8 protein-coding genes and 1 pseudogene are annotated in these 17,250 nt (G+C 33.9%); 1 reads left to right on the forward strand and 8 read right to left on the reverse strand.

Going from position 1 to position 17,250, the window contains the following annotated elements:
• Positions 1–9: 9 nt before the first annotated feature.
• From A9D35_RS05770 to A9D35_RS05785, 4 genes are all read right to left on the reverse strand, one after another.
• Positions 10–1,650, reverse strand: coding sequence for an arabinan endo-1,5-alpha-L-arabinosidase (locus A9D35_RS05770; protein WP_083191636.1), 1,641 nt, complete (start codon positions 1,648–1,650; stop codon positions 10–12).
• Positions 1,651–1,654: 4 nt separating this feature from the next.
• Positions 1,655–3,208, reverse strand: a complete 1,554-nt coding sequence (locus tag A9D35_RS05775; protein WP_066220235.1) for an alpha-N-arabinofuranosidase — start codon at positions 3,206–3,208, stop codon at positions 1,655–1,657.
• Positions 3,209–3,289: 81 nt separating this feature from the next.
• Positions 3,290–4,855 carry a RagB/SusD family nutrient uptake outer membrane protein gene (locus tag A9D35_RS05780; RefSeq protein WP_066220239.1) on the reverse strand — a complete coding sequence of 522 codons (1,566 nt, stop codon included), beginning with the start codon at positions 4,853–4,855 and terminating at the stop codon, positions 3,290–3,292.
• Between the two features lie 21 nt (positions 4,856–4,876).
• Positions 4,877–7,927 (reverse strand): SusC/RagA family TonB-linked outer membrane protein, encoded by a 3,051-nt coding sequence (locus A9D35_RS05785; RefSeq protein ID WP_066220241.1) that lies wholly within the window; start codon positions 7,925–7,927, stop codon positions 4,877–4,879.
• A 244-nt stretch (positions 7,928–8,171) separates the two neighbouring features.
• Between A9D35_RS05785 and A9D35_RS05790 the strand changes: the two are divergent.
• A pseudogene (locus tag A9D35_RS05790) lies at positions 8,172–8,860 on the forward strand (NUDIX hydrolase).
• Between the two features lie 16 nt (positions 8,861–8,876).
• On the opposite strand, the gene fsa reads toward A9D35_RS05790, so the two are convergent.
• The 4 genes from fsa to A9D35_RS05810 all read right to left on the reverse strand — a co-directional run bounded on the left by fsa (position 8,877) and on the right by A9D35_RS05810 (position 17,245).
• Positions 8,877–9,530, reverse strand: a complete 654-nt coding sequence (gene fsa / locus A9D35_RS05795) for a fructose-6-phosphate aldolase (protein WP_066220246.1) — start codon at positions 9,528–9,530, stop codon at positions 8,877–8,879.
• A 2-nt stretch (positions 9,531–9,532) separates the two neighbouring features.
• Positions 9,533–11,578 carry a transketolase family protein gene (locus A9D35_RS05800; RefSeq protein ID WP_066220249.1) on the reverse strand — a complete coding sequence of 682 codons (2,046 nt, stop codon included), beginning with the start codon at positions 11,576–11,578 and terminating at the stop codon, positions 9,533–9,535.
• A 721-nt stretch (positions 11,579–12,299) separates the two neighbouring features.
• Complete coding sequence (locus tag A9D35_RS05805; RefSeq protein WP_066220251.1) at positions 12,300–14,051, reverse strand: RagB/SusD family nutrient uptake outer membrane protein; 1,752 nt, start codon at positions 14,049–14,051, stop codon at positions 12,300–12,302.
• Between the two features lie 32 nt (positions 14,052–14,083).
• Positions 14,084–17,245 (reverse strand): SusC/RagA family TonB-linked outer membrane protein, encoded by a 3,162-nt coding sequence (locus A9D35_RS05810; protein WP_066220254.1) that lies wholly within the window; start codon positions 17,243–17,245, stop codon positions 14,084–14,086.
• Between the last annotated feature and the right edge of the window lie 5 nt (positions 17,246–17,250).

Below are 17,250 nucleotides of genomic sequence, written 5' to 3' on the forward strand. Positions count from 1 at the left end.
TTATTTTTTTTACTTTTTCTTAGCCCAAATTGGTTTCCCCTCGGATGTTAAACCTGAATATGCTATTGTTAATTTACGAGGAGCTGCTTCCCAATCCCAAGCATTAAACATTTTACATTCGTCTCCATTTATATAAATCGTATTTGTTTGCTTATTTAATTCCCAAGAACCGGATACTTCACCGCCTATGGTGCCGTCTTTACTAAAAATTATTGTTTTAGAAGTTTGCATCACTCTATATTCGTAGTTCATGGTGATTTGTTCCCAAGTACCGACAATATTTTCTTCAGTAATTTCTGTTTGCGGCACGTTAGCAAAACGTTCTGGCGAAACAACAGGCCATCCATCAGACGTCCAACTAACCTCGCGCACATGCCCCATCATAATGGCATTACTGTACATATTTCCACCAGTATTTTCAGGTAAACGTGCTTGTGAACTATAAAACCAATCTCCGGTTTCTTCATTTTGAAACATAGCATTGTGAGCAAACCCAACCCAACCTGAATGGTTGTTAAATTTATAGGGGTGTGTTACAATTGGATAAACATCACCACCATTGGTTACATTCATCCCATCAATACCTTTGTATGGTCCCGTAACATTTTCAGACCTACAAACTCTTGTATTATATGGTACATCAAGACCATCATAGGCTAAAAACAAATAATAATAACCTGTATTTTCATTATAAATAACTTCTGGACCTTCCGATCCTTGCCATCTTGATCCACTTGTACGTGTATAAATATGAGTTCCCCAAGTAGATTCATCTTTATAATCAAAAGTATTTAGAGGTTTACCTGTACTCTCATCAATTTGAATACCTGCAATACCACTATGCCAAGAGCCATAAAACATCCAATGTTCTCCTTCTGGGGTAATAACATATGAAGGATCTATAGCATTATATTTAAAATAACCATTCCAATCGTTGGTGTACGATGAACGACTCCAATCATTACCTTTATCTGAAACCGAACAAACAACCATTCCTTTGTCTTCCCATGAAGAATTCACTGATGGGTCTGTAGTTTCCATCATTCCAATAAAAGCGCGTTCTGTCCATGTGTTGTCAAAATTTGCAGCAGAATTTGGAAGTCCGTTACCAATAAAATTATCAACAACAATACTGTAATACATACGATATACATTTCCTACTTTACGCACAACAGGTGCCCAATAACCAATTTGAAGATTTTCTATTGGGGCTAAATTGTAACTGGCTCTAATTGTATTTAATTCTTCTTTTATCCAACTAGGTTGATTAGGCATTGAAGCTCCCATATATTCCCAATTTACCAAATTTTTAGAGCGTCTTCCATGAAAATGACCATGCCCATCATGCGCATTACCATAAGACGCATCGGTTTGATACATATAATAGTAATCGCCATACTTTACAACTGTTGGATCATGTACATTGGCCAAATTCCATTTGCTTCTATTTGCCCAAGATGCCATTGAAGAATAATCGTCTGCGTATGTTGGCCCAGGAAACACCTCTGTTTCAGGTAATTCCGGATCTGGTTTAGGAGATTCTGGTTCAATATCTTCTGTATCACTGGAACAACCAAAAACTAAAAGCATGACAAAAATAAAACAAAAACAGGTGTTTATTGTACTGAAGGTTAAGGTTCTAATTTTCATTATTTTATTTTTTACTTGTAACTACAACAACTGAAAAAGGAGGTAATGTTAATGTTAGCTCATCTTTCTTCAATTTAAAATCTTTAAATTCTTTTGGACTAATCTTATTAGGATTATCGAAGGAATTATGATCTTGTAATTTCTTAGAATTCAGAATTGATGCTTCTACATTATGAACACCTAAATCTTTAACATTAATTTTTACAGTAATTGATTTGTTAGCATCTATATTAACTAACGACATATTTACATTGCCTGTTTTATCTTTTGATGCAGAAATTGAAATAGCATCTAAGGATTTACCATCAACCGTATATTTAGGAGACTTATAATTTACTGGAATTAATGTAGCATCGTGATGTACGGTGTACATTTTCATAACGTGATAAGTAGGAGTTAAAATCATTTTCTCTCCTTCTGTAAGAATTACAGCTTGTAATACATTTACAGTTTGTGCCAGATTTGCCATTTTAACTCGGTCTGCATGGTTGTTAAATATGTTTAATGTGGTTCCAGCAATCATAGCATCTCTCATGGTATTTTGTTGATACAACACACCTTTTTCTGGTGTTTCACTTTCGTACCAGCCACCCCATTCGTCAACAATTAAGGCTACTTTATTGTCTGGATCGTATTTATCCATAATATCGGTGTGCTTTTGTATTAATTCCTCCATTTTAAGAGCGGTTTGCATAGTTCCAAAATACTGAGCTTCATTAAATTTAGTATCGGAACTTTTATTCTCCCACTTTACAAAGGAATACGAGTGAAGTGCCACCCCTTCTATTAAATTTTTAGGAATTTCTCGCATTAACACTTCCGTCCAATGATAATCTGCAACATTAGCACCGGATGCGATTCTGAATAATTTTGAATCGTTAGTCCAACTCGTCATAAAAGTTGCATATTGTCTATATAAGTTAGCGTAATACTCTGGTGTCATATGGCCACCGCATCCCCACATTTCGTTACCAACACCCCAGTATTTTACATTCCAAGATTTCTCTCTTCCATTTTCTTTTCTTAAATCTGCCATTGGACTAACCCCATCATGGCCTACATACTGAATCCAATCTGTAAATTCTTGAACCGTACCACTACCAACATTAGCTGCTAAATACGGTTCTGTATCTAAAACCTCACAAAGGTTCAAGAAATCATGAGTTCCAAAACTATTGTCCTCTGTAGAGCCCCCCCACCACTGATTAACAATAGCAGGTCTATTTTCTTTAGGGCCTATACCATCTTTCCAATGGTAGGTATCAGCGAAGCATCCTCCAGGCCATCTTAAATTCGGAATCTTCAATGCCTTAAGGGCAGCAATAACATCATTTCTAACACCATTAGTATTTGGTATATTAGCATTATTTTCGCCAACATAAATACCATCATAAATACACCTTCCTAGATGTTCTGCAAAATGCCCATAAATATGTTTACTAATTTGTGGCGCATTATCCTGCGCTTTTAAAGCAAACTCCACGTCTTGAGCTACAATCGGTTGAGCTAAGCATAAAGCCAAGCTAAATACTGAAATAATTTTATGTCTTTTTTTCATGTAATTTATTTTAAAGTAGACCGTACACTAATTACGGTCTACTAATACTACCAAAACTAATTTAAAGGGGACTATAACTTTTTAATATCCTGGATTCTGTTCTGTAACTAAAGGGTTGTTATCCATTTCTGCTTGGGGAATCGGAAAATATTCTCTTCCCGGAACATAACTTCCATATTCAGGGTCTCTAGATTTTAACCATTCTAGTTTTGAAGGATCTTGTAACCATCCCCAACGACGAATATCATCAAATCTATGCCCTTCTAAAGGAAATTCTAAAAAACGCTCATGAGCGATTTGATCTCTCATTTGTTGTTGACTCATTCCTGGCTTAGTAATGGCTAAATCTGGTAAATTAACACGGTCTCTTACTTGTTGAATATACCCATAAGCTGCATCTGTTTGTCCTAACTCATTTAAACATTCTGCATACATTAACAATACGTCTGCGTAACGCATAATCCGTTCATTAATCCCAGATCTCCAATCATATTCGTCAGCTCGACTACCGTCTGAATTTTGATATTTTGCAACAAAAAGATCATTTAAGTAAGATGGATTTGCACCATAATGCGTAGCGAAGTCTACTCCATATAACATCATACCTCCCGGTTTATTATAAAACATGGTAGCATCTAAACGCGGATCTACTTCACCTGTAATTGTTGCTTCTTTATGAAAATCATCGAATAATATCCTTGTTGGTTGTACATCTGTAAATCCAAAAGTTGGTGGACCATAGGTAATTGCTCTAGCCGAAGTTTTACCCCAACCTGATGCAGGAGCTCCTCCCCAACCTAAATCTACACCACCTGCCTCTCTACTAAATTGAACTTCAAAAATAGATTCAGAATTATTTTCATTGTATAAGGTAAAGTTATCGCTGTAATTGGCGACTAAATCATAATTTCCAGAATTTATAACGGATTCAAAAGCTGACTTTGCTGAAGCAAAATCTCCTGTAAATAAATACATTTTACCTAAATAAGCTAGGGCTGCTCCTTTGGTAGCACGACCAACTTGTCCAGCATCTAATCCTGTAAAATCATAGTAGCTTTCTGGTAATAACTCTGCAGCTGCCTCGAGATCTGCTTTTACTTGCTGCCAACCCTCTTCTTGTGTTTTTTGTTCGTGATAGATTTCTAAACTTGTTAAGGGTATTGGAACATTTTTAAACAAATTCACCAAATGAAAAAAGTAAAGTCCTCTTAAAAAATGAGCTTGACCCAAAATTCTCCTTTTTAAAGCGTCGTCTTCCATGTCTATCCCTGGTACATTTTCTAATACTTGGTTTGCTCTATATACGCCTTGATAAAATGTTTCAAAAGCCCACCCATAAATTGAAGCATCGGAAACACTAGTATTAAAACGTCCAATGTTTGCCATAGCCCCCCAAGGACTATTACTTTTTGTTCCATCTCCTTTTAAATCTAATAATAGTGGCGTACTTCTCATATAAGAACCATCGGTTAATAAACTTCCATACACAGCATTTACGCCTTCAAGGGCATCAGTATCATCTTGCCAAAATTTATCGGCAGTTTCAAAATTTGGATCTGATTGATCAAGATCTGCATCACTTACACAGCTTGAAACAAAAAATGTAATAGCTATAGTAAGTGAATAAAATATATTTTTGGTTTTCATCTTTTCTAATTTTTAATTCTATTAAAAGTCTAACTGTACACCTATAGCAAAAGTTCTTGGATTAGGGAAAGATCCAAATTCAAATCCTCTATTAAATAATCCATCACTAATAAAGTCCGGATCGTAACCACTATAATCTGTAATTACAAACAAGTTTTGACCTGATGCAAAAATTCGAGCTCTTTTAAACACCTTAGTTCCTATTGGAATGTTATAACCTAATTCCAGACTCTGAAGTCTAACATAGTCCCCATCTTCAATAAATCTATCTGAAGCCCTGTTGTTAGCATTTGGATCGCCAATTACAGGTCGTGGAATATTTGTATTTGTGTTTTCTGGAGTCCAATAATTCAACATATCTGTAGAGCTGTTTACTAAGTCTCCCAACATTAAGTTTTGATAGGTACCGTTGTATATTTTATGACCAGCTGCTCCTTGAAAAAAACAAGAAAAATCTAAATTTTTATAACTAGCGCTTAAGTTTAAACCAAAATTTAGTTTAGGAATAACATTACCCTGAAACGTTCTATCTTCGTCACTAATTTGTCCATCTCCATTTACATCTCTAAATTTAACATCTCCAGGTGCTGCTCCAGATTGAAAAGCATGGTTATCTATTTCTTCTTGTGATTGAAATAATCCTTCTGTTTCATACACATATAATTCTCCTGCAGAACGACCAACTTCGGTTCTACTCACTCCTGCAGAAATAGGTGTATCGTCTACTCCGATTTTTAAAATTTCATTTTTTAAAGTTCCTAAATTACCAGATATATGATAAGAGAAATTTTCTTTGCTATCACCATAACTTAAGGTGAATTCTAATCCTGTATTTCTAACTGTTCCGGCATTCGTAGTCAATAAAATTGGAAATGAACCTGAAGAATATGGAATTGGAATATCTGCTAACAAATCTGTAGATTGTTTCATGAAATATTCTGCAGTAAATTGCAATCTATTATTTAACATACCAAATTCTGCAGCAACATTAGTCGATTCTGTATCTTCCCACTTTATATCATTGTCCACTATTTTCACTACTGTTGTTCCTGGAGCCAATTCGTTTCCAAAATTATAACTTGCAAACGGGTTAAGATTTAAAGCGAATTCATATAAACCAATCGTATTATTACCCAACTGTCCATATCCTCCTCTAATTTTAAAGGTATTCCACCACTCTGGTAAATTAAAATCATTATGAACTTTCCAAGCTCCAGATACAGAATAATAATTACCGGTATTATTTCTTTGCGCAAATTTTGAAGATTTATCCTGACGGAAATTTGCTGTTAATAAATACCTATCATCATAAGCATAATCGAATCTAGCGATATAAGATTTGTAAGTTTCTTCTGATTCATATTCAGAAGCATCTCTATTGTCTGCGTATTCTAAATGAGGTATAGTACCTGATGCATAACCAACACCTCTAGCTCTTAAGTTATAATATTGATTACGTTCTTGGATAATACCCCCTAATAAGTTAAACGTATTCTTTTCTCCTAAATTAAAATCATAGGTTAACAAATTATTTATAATAGTCCTTGTAGTATTACCACTATTAACGTCTAGTGCAGCTTCTTCTGCAGTTGTTATATAATACCATCCTAAATCACTTTCTGGGTTAAAAAATCTTGAATCCCAATTAGTACGGTCTGCACTTACACTTAATTTATATTTGAATCCTTTTAGTATTTCATATTCCCCCCATGCATTTCCAACAAATCGATTTCTTTTATTTTCGTTTGTAATTAAATTATTAAAACCAATAACATTTAAAGAAATAGCACGTTGTGTGATACCATCGGTTCCTCCGTAACCTCCTAAACGATTAGAATCATAAACTGGCATTGTTGGAATGGCCTGTAATAGATTAATTATTGAACTTGTACCTGCATTATATTCATTAAAGCTTTCTTTATCTGATAAGGAATATGAAAACTTAGAACCATATTTAAACTTACCTTTTTGACCGTTAATATTCATAGTTGCTGTATAACGCTCATATTCTTGGGGAGTTTTTAAATAACCTGTATTTTTAAAATAATCAAGATTAACATTATAATTTAAAGTTTCTGCTCCACCACTTAAATTTAAAGTATGGTTTTCTAAAACACCTGTGGTAAATGCTTCGTCCTGCCAATCTGTATCAACATCACTAATAAATGAGCTACTATCTGGGTAATTAGCAGGCGAAGTAGGCACTCCAAAACCTTGATTATTTGCATTAGTTTCTGCGGTTCTAACTAATTCTTGATATTGCTCTCTATCTGCTAATTCATATCTTCTATTTTTTGGTATATTTTGAAATCCTGTAGTCATTTTATAACTAAGGTCTAATTTACCTTCCTTACCTTTTTTAGTAGTTATTATAACCACTCCATTTGCCCCACGAGCCCCATAAATAGCAGCAGAGGATGCATCTTTTAACACTTGTATAGATTCAATATCACCTGTAGCAAAATCGTAAGGATTATCTACAATTACTCCGTCTATTACAAATAAGGGATTATTATTTCTGAAAGATGTAATACCTCTAATTTTTATATTCACAAAGCCACCTGGTTCACCAGAAGATTGTACTGTTACCCCTGGCGCTTGACCTTGAAGCATTTTAGCCACATCATAAGTAATAGTTTTCTTTGCATCATCTACATCTACTACACTTACAGAACCTGTTAGATCTGATTTCTTTTTAGCTCCATATCCTACCACTACAACTTCATCTAATGCAGATATATCTTCATTTAATTTCACATTGATAGTTGATTGGCTACCTACTACAACTTCCTGTTGCTTGTAACCTAAAAAGAGAAATACCAATACATCACCGGCAGATGCATCTATTGAGTATTTCCCATCAAAATCAGATACAGCTCCTGTTGTCGTATTTTTCAATATCACATTAACACCAGGCAGTGTCATACCATCTGTGGCAGATGTTACGGTTCCTGTGATGGTTTTCTGTTGGGCATAAATACTTGCCGACAACAAAACCATAATCATTACACAAAAACGCTTTACAAGTCTTAATGTTAAATGATTATTAATAAAATGTTTGGTTGTTACCATTTTAGAATAATTTAAAGTTAGTTAATAGTTTGTTTCTATACAAGTGTCATTTGTACACTTCCAAAGAAAATGAAGTTTTTTTAATTTACCAAATAATTTTATGCTTTTTTTAAGAATTAAACACCTTGGATGTGTTTTTTTTAAAATATTAATAAATGTTGTTTTTACATTTATTAACGATATATTATTATGATTTTCTTAAAGTTTTTAATATTATTGTACATTTACCGTCAAAAAAAACTCAATGATAAATAATTATAGTAAAGAAGATAAGGTTCTATTAGCAGTAGATTGTATAATATTTGGATTTGATAATGAAGATTTAAAGGTGCTATTAATTCAAAGAAATTTTGAACCAGAAAAAGGAAAGTGGTCGTTAATGGGAGGTTTTTTGAAAAAAATGAAGTGCTAGACGAAGCTGCTAGTCGTATACTTTTTAACCTAACCGGGATGAACGATATTTATATGGAGCAGTTATATTCATTTAGTGAGGTTGATAGGGATCCTGTTGAAAGAACCATTTCTACTTCGTATTATACTATTATTAATATTGAAAAATATAATGAAGAGTTAACCGAAAACTTTCATGCTAAATGGTTTAGCCTATCCAACGTTCCCCATTTAATTTTTGATCATGATAAAATGCTCGATAAAGCTATAAAACGTTTAAGAAGAAGAACATCCATCAATCCGATTGGTTTTGAACTTTTACCCGAAAAGTTTACTATGCGCCAACTTCAAAAATTATACGAGGCGATTTTAGATAAAGAATTGGATAAACGAAATTTTATAAATAAAATAAACTCAATGGATATTTTAATAAAATTAGATGAAAAAGATATGACCTCTTCTACGAAGGGATCATACCTTTATAAATTTGATAGTGATAAATACGATAAGAAAAAGGGCAACGACTTTTATTTAAAGTTATAACCAATTTTTAAAATTCTTAATTCCCTTTTTTGTAATCTTCTAAAAATTTCGCTAAACCGATATCCGTTAAAGGGTGTTTTAATAAACCTTTAATAGATGATAATGGTCCTGTCATTACATCAGATCCTAATTTTGCACAATCAATAACGTGCATCGTGTGACGTACTGAGGCTGCTAAAATTTGAGTTTCGAAACCGTAATTATCGTAAATCTGTCTAATTTCTGCAATAAGGTTTAAACCGTCTGTAGAAATATCGTCTAATCTTCCAATAAAAGGCGACACATAAGTAGCACCTGCTTTTGCTGCCAATAAAGCTTGTCCAGCAGAGAATACTAAAGTCACGTTAGTTCTAATGCCTTTATCTGAAAAGTATTTACACGCTTTAATACCATCGGCAATTAAAGGTAGTTTTACCACGATTTGTGGGTGTAAAGCTGCAAGCTCTTCGCCTTCTTTAATCATGCCCTCAAAATCAGTTGAAATTACTTCGGCACTAACATCACCTTCAACAATATCACATATTTTTGTGTAATGTCCTAAAATATTATCAGCTCCCATAATGCCTTCTTTCGCCATTAAAGATGGGTTTGTTGTTACTCCGTCTAAAACACCTAATGCTTGTGCTTCAGCTATATCTTCAAGGTTTGCTGTATCAATAAAAAATTTCATAATTATATAGTTTTATATACTGTTTTTAAATAATCTAACACTTCGTTGCTTACTTTTTCGCCTGTGAATCCGAATTTCTGGTCCAATACACCTGCAGGCGCAGAATAACCGAAATGATCGACTCCAAACACTTTTCCGTTAGCACCAACAAGACCTTCTAAGTTCACCGGTAAACCAGCTGTTAAACCAAATAATGGTTTGTCTTGTGGAATAACACTGTTTTGATAGGCTTTAGATTGTAATCTGAAAACACCTTCAGAAATTACAGAAGCAATGTTTACTTTTAAGCCTTTTTCAGCTTCTAAAATTTCAGCAGCAGCTAATAAAGTAGAAACTTCAGATCCGTTTGCGATAAGCACTACATCTGGGTTTTCAACTTCTTTCACTAAATACCCACCTTTTTCGGCAGCTAAAGCCTCTTGGTATCTTGATGCGCCTTGAGGAGCAACATCTTTAATACCTTGTCTAGAAAGGATTAAACCAGAAGGTGTATTTTTATTTTCAAGCGCCATTTTCCAAGCTACGTTTGTTTCTGCTGAATCGGCAGGACGTAACGCTAAGAAACTTGGGTTTCCGCTGTGGTTTTTTAATTTTTCAAGTAAACGAATTTGCGCTTCTTGCTCGATTGGTTGGTGTGTTGGACCATCTTCTCCTACTCTAAAAGCATCGTGTGTCCATACATATTTAACACCCAATTCTTGAATACCACTTAAACGAATGGCTGGTTTCATATAATCTGAAAACACGAAGAATGTTGCTACCACAGGGATGATACCACCGTGTAAAGCTAATCCGTTTGCGATACAAGCCATAGTTAACTCGGCAACACCAGCTTGTAAAAAGGCTCCTGAAAAATCACCTTTTTTCATCGCGTGAGTTTTCTTTAAGAAACCATCGGTTTTATCTGAATTTGATAAATCAGCAGAAGACACAATCATGTTTTCTACATTTTCAGCAAGGTACCCTAAAACTGCTGAAGACGCTGCTCTAGTTGCTAAACCTTCTTTTTGAGGAATGTTAAAATCTAATTCTGGTAATTCTCCAGAGAAGAAGAAGTCTAATTTCTCTGCTAATACAGGATTAGCTTCCCTCCACGTATTAATTTCTGCTTTCTTTTCAGCGGCTTTGGCTGTTTTTTCAGCAATAATATTTTTATATAAATCGGCTACTTCAGGATAAATCTCAAAAGGATTATTAACGTCTGCTCCTAAATTTTCTAATGTTTTTTCGTAATCGGCACCAGTAGCTCCAATTGGCTGACCATGTAACTCGCAATAACCTTCAAACATACCACCATCGGCAGTTACACAACCTTTACCCATAATGGTTTTACCAATAATTAAGGTTGGTTTTTCTGTTTCAGCATTAGCATCCTTTAACGCTTTTCTAATTTCGTCGTGGTTATGCCCATCGATAGTAACAACTTTCCATCCCCAGGACTCGTATTTCATAGCCGTATCTTCGGTAGTCACCTCATCGGTAGATGTTGATAACTGGATATCGTTAGAATCGAAAAACATGATAAAATTGCTTAAGCCTAAGTGTCCAGCAATACGCCCAGCACCTTGAGAAACTTCTTCTTGAATACCACCATCAGAAATAAATCCATAAACTTTATGGTTCATCCAATCGCCAAATTTAGCTTGTAAAAACTTCGCACCAATAGCAGCTCCCACACCCATCGTGTGTCCTTGCCCTAATGGTCCAGAGGTGTTTTCAATACCACGTTTTACATCAACTTCTGGGTGACCAGGTGTGTTAGAACCCCATTGTCTGAAATTAGCAACATCATCTTTAGCATAGTTTCCTAATAGGTAATACTGTGCGTACATTAAAGTAGATAAGTGGCCAGCATCCATAAAGAAACGGTCTCTAAAAGGCCACTCCATATCCGTAGGGTCATAATTAAAAAATTCTGAGTATAAAATGTGCATAAAATCTGCACCACCCATAGGGCCACCTGGGTGACCTGATTTCGCCTTTTCTACCATAGCAACAGCTAATGCTCTAATATTATCTGCTGCATGCTGATTATTTTGTTTGTTCATTTTTTCAGAATTTATTTATTATAAAATCAAATTATTAGTCTCATAAAAAATACAAGTGTTGTTTTTACACTTACAATAATACGCAAAAAATAATTAACTAGAAAAAAAATTAACTATACTAGTTTTTTGTTTTTTATAAAAATTTAGATGTTTTTTTTTCTTAAAAAATGAAAAAAGTATAAATACTCTTTAGTGTCTTTCCTTGTTGACAGTTGACAATTTACTATGTTATGGAACGTCTTCTATTAAACCTGAAGAATTAGTATGCATCTCACGCAAGCATATTACACAATGAACTGCAATTACAACCAACAATAGAAATATAAAATTGATAAAAATATTCTTATTAATATTTAATGTCTTTAACATCTGTCACTATTATTCATTTCAACTACACAAAAATCCTTTAGGAGATATAAAAATTAATTAACAATAAATTCCCATTAAAATTTCACTTTTTTATTACGATATATTTACTAAAACTAGAATATAAAAAAACGAGAAATCCAACCAGGGAAATCTCGCTTATATCTTCATCATACACTAATTAAAATAAATTTAATAAATGTGCTAAGAAATTCACCCAAAATGAAGTACTTAAAAATACTGAATATTAATAATAACAACACTTATTTATCAACATAAAATCTAATTTCAATCCTAAAAGACAGAAGGAAATACTAAACTTTTACGTCTAGATCTGTGATAAATCATTTAAAATCTATTCTTCGTTTTTCCAAACAAAAGGTATATACCAGTTATTAGGGTTCATAAGTCTACTTCTAACTTCACTTGCTTTTGAATTACCATCCTTAGATAATTTGTAATAAATTTTATCGGCTAAAAAGGATGGATCATTTCGACGTAAAGCTACACGAACCAAATCCCCCCAACGATTACCTTCATAGGCCAGCTCTAACGCACTTTCTTTAATTATGTTGTTTTCTATAGATATTAAACTATCTCCAAAAACTTCTGCTCGCTCTACATAAGCACGACCTCGTAACCCTGTATTTCTATACCAATTACCTCTATAATAAGGGTAATCGCCCTGTCTTGCATCGAAATCATAAGGAAATGGTTGATGAGTTTGTTCTATATCTGTAACATCAACCGTTCCTTCAACAGAATAAGCATTTTTAATACCAAAATTAAGAAGTGCATCGGCTATTTTATGATACCCATCACGATTAGCTGCCTCTGCATATCTTAAATGTAAAGTAGCTGCGCGATATAAAAACCAATCCCCACTTGTTTGAAAAACATCTATAGGTAGTTGTGTGTCTGAATCTAAATATTTAAATAAATATTTCATAATGACAGGTTGCCCATTAATAATGTTATATGAAAACTTTTTTCCTCGCGCATCATAAGGAAACCCATTTCGTTGCTCTTGATTATCCCAAAGATCCATAGATTCCTGAGAAGGCTTAACGACATATTCTCCACCTTGATTAGAAAACAAATCTATAAATGGATTTTTAGGAGCAAAACTACTATCAAAAGGTAAAGACCATATCCATTCAGTATTCCATAAAGCATCTTGCTCTCTGGCGAACATAGATCGCCAACCTTGTGTATTACTGTTAATTAAGCTGGAACCATCTTGCTCTCTATATCGAATATATCCCACAGCTAAATCATCATTACTTGCTAATTCAGCATATTTAATACGATAAACATTATAGCGCTCCGAATCACTACCACTATTACTTGACGTTTCCATTACGGATTTATAGTGAGAAGCTGCTTGAAGATAATCATTGTCCCATAAATATAAATCACCTAACACACATTCCTTATTAACAAAGAATTTAGCTGTATTATAACCATCTACATCTATAACTAAAGAACTATTAACACCATATGGATTTGTATAAGGTAATGATTCTGTAAAATCAATCAATTTATCAATAAGCTGATTTAAGGGTAGTCTAGGATATAAACTTTGGTCTTTAACATCATCTATATTTTCAATAGGCTCCGTAACATAAGGTACTTCTCCATAATGCATAGCTAACTGTAAATACAACCAACTACGAAGGGTTCCAATATCTGAATAACGTTCATTAAACTCACTTTGATCTATCTCATTTTCATCATCCATTATTTTAAAATTCTTAAGAGCATCATTACAATTATTTATTAATTCATAGAAGTCTTTAGGATTAGCATATGGGTTATCTTTTGTTACAGCATGTTCATTTATTTCCTGTAAATACATATCTGCATTGGTAGTTGGGCTCATTAGGTCAGCTCTTAACTCATTAAGAATAATGTATTTTTCAGCTAAGCCCATAAACTTTCCATAAATACCTATTACAGCTGCATCGGCATCAAACACATTATTATATACCTGATCACTGTTTAATTTATCTTTCGGATCTATATCTAGATAGTCTTGACAAGACGTGAAACATAGAAGCGCAATTAAGGCTCCCAATGTGGCTTTATTTCTAGTTATTTTTATCATTGTTTTCATGTTTTTATCAAAAATTAATTTCTTTAAAATCCTAAACGTAATCCCATTTGAACTGTAGTAAATTGTGGAATAAGTCCTATATCCGCACCTTGACCAAAAATTGAAGATGTCGCACTGAACTCTGGGTCGAAGCCTAAATAATCGGTTACTATAAATAAGTTGTTTCCACTTGCGTATAATTTTAAGTATTTCACAAAATTAGACTGAACATCCACGTCATAGGATATCATTAAAGTTTTAAGCCTTATGTAAGAGCCATCTTCTATCCAACGACTTGAAAATGAAGCATTACCCATAGGATCCCCCCATGCTGCTTTAGGAATTGTAGTTTGCTGTCCCTCGGCTACCCAACGGTTATTTACTGCAATGCTTTGATTATTGTAACTACTCATTGATTCTAAACTACGACGTACGCCGTTGTATATATCATTACCAATTGAGAAGTTAAACAAACCAGAAAGTGTAAATCTTTTAAACGTGAAATTTGCATTAACACTACCTGTTAAATCTGGATTGGGATTACCTATAATTTTACGATCTTTTTCATCAATAATTTTATCGTCATTTAAATCCGTGAAAATAACATCTCCTCCTCCAAAAGGCACTAATGTGCCACTATCTAACCGTCGGGACAATCCTTCTGCTTTAGCTTGAGCAGTTGTACTGTAAACTCCGTTTGCTTCGTAGCCATAAAATAAGTTTGCATCAAGGCCTTCATGAGTAATATAAGTTGCCCCACCAAAGTTTGTAATTATTCTTTCATTTGGAATATTTAACACTTCATTTTTATATGCTCCCAAATTAACTCCTAAATCAAATTGTACATTGGGAGAATTAATAAATCTACTATTCAGACCTAAATCAAACCCTTTTGTACGCATACTACCACTGTTGGTAGCCATATAATCAAATCCAACTGCTGTACTTGTTGACTCATAAGTAATCATATCGGTAGTTTTATTAGAATACACATCGAAAGTTGCATTTAACCTCTCGTTAAACAACGCAACATCTAATCCTAAATTAAATCTAGTAACAGTTTCCTTTTTTAAATCAGGATTTCCAATATTTCCTCTAACTAACCCTTGCATTCCTAATAGATTTTGAGATACGTATAATTGTTGAGCTGTATAATTGCCTATATCATCATTACCACTTAAACCTGCAGACGCCCTAAGTTTTAAAAGATTAATGATGTGTGAATTCTTTATGAAGCTTTCTGAAGATATAAGCCAAGCTGCCGATACAGACCCCATTGGAACAAAGTTTACAGATTCTCCCAATCGGCTAGAGCCATCGTAAGCAGAATTTAAGGTTATAAAATATTTATTCACGTAATTATAGTCGAAACTTAAATAGCTATTAACCCAATTCCAATCTCCTAATTGACCTCCCACATACCTTAACAAGTTACTTCCTGATCCAACGGTTGTAAAATCATCTGTTGCAGAATTATAACCTAAACCTAAATCACTTTCAGATTCGTTAGATTGGGTACGCACTCCCAAACGAACATCGAAATTGTGTTTGAATCCTATACTTTTATTATACGACAAGTAAGAATCAGTAAACAATGAATAGTAACGCTGTATTTCACTCCCACTACGGTTACCCGCAATAGCTGTAGGAAGTACTATGTCCGCAACTCCCAAATCTGGAATAAAAAATCGCTCACGTTCCTTATTATAAGTTAAACCAAAAATTAAATTAGCTTTAAAATCGCTATTAAAAGTATAGTCTATATTAAAGTTCCCAAAGAAACGGTAGTTTTTATTAATGCCAATACCATTTTCTATGATGGCCATTGGATTACCAATATTAAACATATCTACATCTGAAAGGTTTGGTGATACATCCCCTTGGTTATCAATCACATTTACTGCTGTAAAAGGTGATTTGGTAATTGCTAAATGTAGAGGACTTGTTTTATAAGCAAGACCTTGATCATATAGATTTTCTTCATTGAATATAAATGATAAATTTGCATCAACAAACAATTTATCACTAAGACGTAAAGCGGCATTAAGTCTGGTACTATAACGTTTTAAATTTGAGTCTCCTATAATTCCTTCATTATTAAGATACCCAACAGATATACCATACTTAGCAATATCATCACCTCCTCTAATCTTTAAGAAATAATTTTGATTGGCACTACTTTTCAACACCTGATTCTGCCAATTAGTCACATTGTGATATGGATAATACGATTCGCTTTGTGCATTATCATTCATCCAAGCTGAATTTGCTATTTCATCTTGGCTATCACCACGTGAAGCCATTAATTGGGATAAATAAGGCCTAAATTCCCAAGGGCGCATAACAGGTTGCTGCTTTGGGTTTTGATTAAGTCCTCCATACATGGTGAAATCTATTTTTGTACTTAGTTCGGTTGGACGGGTTGTTGTAATGACAATTACTCCATTGGCTCCTTTTACCCCATAAATTGAAGAACCATCCTTTAGTACCGTAATATCTTCAATATCCTTAACATCAATCATCCCTAAAGGAGAAGATGTATTATATTGAATAATTCCTGAACCATAATCTTCATCATCATACAACATACCATCTACTACAATAAGCGGTTTATTTGTAGCATATAGCGAATTAAAACCTCTTAAGGTAAGATAAGCTCCACTGCCAGGCACTCCAGATTTCCCTACACTATTAAGACCAGCAACACGGCCTTGTAAAAAATTACCGACTGTTTGATTTACTGGGTTTCCCCATTGATCTTTTTCGAAATCTACAACATGAGCCGATTCTGAATTAGTATATTGTAATTGGTCGCTTCCTGGTAAGGTTGTTGTTTGATAAAATTGAGAATAATTAGCCTCAAAAAGATTGATCTCAATACCACTTTCTCTATTGTTTAATGGAACAACTTTACTTTGGTACCCTTCTGCACTTACTAATAGTAATGTGTTTAAGTGCGGGACTTTAATAGTAAAATTTCCAAAATCGTCTGAAATTGCTGCCGAAAAACCCTTTACGGCAATACTAATTCCCGAAATTTCTTTCCCTGTTTTAGCATTTTTAATAAGGCCATTTATTTCGATACCTTTATTTGTTTGGGTATTTACAGTGACTGAATCTAGTTCACTTTGTGCGTAAAGATTCCCCAAAGCCCCACCAAATATTAGTATACAAAGTAGACCGGTTAGTTTAAATATTTTGAGCATAATAG

The sequence above is a fragment of the Formosa haliotis genome, from assembly GCF_001685485.1.
In the GTDB taxonomy this organism is placed as follows: domain Bacteria; phylum Bacteroidota; class Bacteroidia; order Flavobacteriales; family Flavobacteriaceae; genus Formosa; species Formosa haliotis.